Raw genomic sequence first — 1,940 nt, 5'->3', positions numbered from 1 at the left:
GTAAGCGCTTCGATTTCAAATGTCCTATCGAAGTCATGAGCGAAGTGATGCAGAAAGCCTTGGCTATGCAATATGATGCTCCTGCGTCAATTCAATAACCGTGTTGCACTCAGCTCCTGCAACCGCCCTATTAACGGGCTTAACTACCAACGCATCGGGGAATTCTTTTCTAGCATATGGCTCATACAATGAGGCTCCCCCACCGCCGAGAATCACACAGTCGATAGCGCGCCCCTTCAGGAATCGAAGTCCTTGTTTGATCTCAGTGAAGACGGATGGGATAACACGTTCGGCAGCACGCTCGAGATATTCAGATAGTTCAACTTTGCGGCCATAAATCAAAATGTAAGACTTACCCGACTGAAGCGCATGTTCGATCTTTTCTACACCAGGAATACCGCCATGATCCTTCGCAATTTCTTCGTTGCATGCTTCAAGTACAACAGACATAGCTTTGAGGCTGCTGCTGCTGGAGTTTACTACTAGCTCGCGATGGTCAAATACCACCCAATCAACACTGAAAAACCCCGGATCAATAATGATTGAAACTGACTCCTCAATAACTTCCGAAGCATCTGAGTTGCAGTAAATCTCCGTCAGAGTCCCGATAGGCTGAGCAACAACCTCTACTTGCTTAACCGTAACCTCTCGCTTGGGCGTAATCCGATGCGTCCCGGTCATACGCTTCATCAGGGCTTCTACATAGGGCTTATCGCGAGCCTGCGAGACAGGAAGGCCAGTTACTAAGCAGTCAATCACGTCTTTATCACCGGCCGCATGAAGCAGAGCCCCCTTAAATAGGGCCTCATAGGCGTGCGAGGAAGTGTAGTCCTCGTGCAGCTCTCGTCCATCCTGAACTCGGCCGGGCGCGGCAAATGCCACCCAGGGCGCGCCATCAACTTCAACGATTACTTCACCGGGGCGTAACCCAGAATCCCCAGGCAGAACGCTCAAGGGAGCGGCCTGCGAGGGACGAATAATCGACTCCGGTTGCCCATCGCCACTGCCAAAAACGCAAATGACGTTGCTGTAACCAATATCCAGACCTAAGGCGTTACCCATTCGTATGCCGCTCCCAGCAAAAAAATGACAAAAGAAGTGCGTCAGATGACGACGCGCATGACCCCGCAGCACATGAAACCCCATATCCAAAGAATCCCAAGCGCTATATCTGCATCACCCGGTCACCAGATGACGACACACCGTAATAATCAGCCTTCCTGAAAGCTTTGGGCTTCGTTTTCAGGACGTTTTAGCGTCTGAAAACGATCCGCGCCTTCTCTGTCGACCCGCAAAATGCTCCCATCCACAAAGGAGCAACACATGAACTCACCCTCTGAAGCACCCAAGCACCCAGCAGTAGCTGAAATTGATCGGATGTATGCAGTTCTCGTTGAGCGTGCGGAGGATTTGCGGGAAGCCTTTTTCAAGACAGCATTGGATCTTCATGCGGGCAAGCCTGGGCATATCCCCATTGGCATCAATGTCAAGCAGTCGAGCCCCAATGCTTACTCGTTTAACTGGGTGAAAATTGAGCTAATCAAGGGCGACGGGAAGAACGGCAGTCAGAAGATCACTACCCTAGATAAGGGACGGGGTAGCAATTACCCGCTGAATGGCTTCAACTTTGTGAAAGGCAGCTTGAACCCTATCGTGCGTGGTTATGAGCTACAGCTTCGGGAGATACGGGTAGCCGGTTCAATGCTCCAGAAGATCCGCAGATCGCTGATCGCAGCAGCGACGAGGGTAGCGTCAGTTGAGCAAAGGGTGGCCATTCTCGCGGAGGACCGGCGCTAAGTAGTGCTGTATTACGGGCTCTTCGCATTTAAGGGTGTAGAAAAAATCTGACCGGCTGGAAAAGGAGTCGAGGATCTTAGAAAATGTAAGCTCTCACACCAACAAAAACTAAGCCCCCGACGTGAACAATCTTACCTTTTCTA

General features: G+C 50.9%; 2 protein-coding genes. One reads left to right on the top strand and one right to left on the bottom strand.

Annotation, left to right across the window (positions count from 1 at the left end; genetic code table 11):
* Window positions 1-63: 63 nt before the first annotated feature.
* A complete protein-coding gene (locus BLL38_RS29860) occupies window positions 64-1,062 on the bottom strand; it encodes a ParM/StbA family protein (protein WP_076965373.1) in 999 nt (332 codons plus the stop codon).
* 261 nt (window positions 1,063-1,323) lie between these two features.
* On the opposite strand from BLL38_RS29860, the gene mobI reads away from it, so the two are divergent.
* Complete coding sequence (gene mobI / locus BLL38_RS29855) at window positions 1,324-1,797, top strand: conjugative transfer protein MobI(A/C) (RefSeq protein WP_047229206.1); 474 nt, start codon at window positions 1,324-1,326, stop codon at window positions 1,795-1,797.
* Window positions 1,798-1,940: the final 143 nt, after the last annotated feature.

This window comes from Pseudomonas gessardii, assembly GCF_001983165.1.
GTDB lineage: Bacteria > Pseudomonadota > Gammaproteobacteria > Pseudomonadales > Pseudomonadaceae > Aquipseudomonas > Aquipseudomonas gessardii.
This window is presented reverse-complemented; position numbering and strand designations above follow the sequence as displayed.

Excerpts from the sequence above, each read along its gene's own strand:
- BLL38_RS29860 (WP_076965373.1), bottom strand. The coding sequence starts at position 1,062 with ATGGGTAACGCCTTAGGTCTGGATATTGGTTACAGCAACGTCATTTGC.
- mobI (WP_047229206.1), top strand. The coding sequence starts at position 1,324 with ATGAACTCACCCTCTGAAGCACCCAAGCACCCAGCAGTAGCTGAAATT.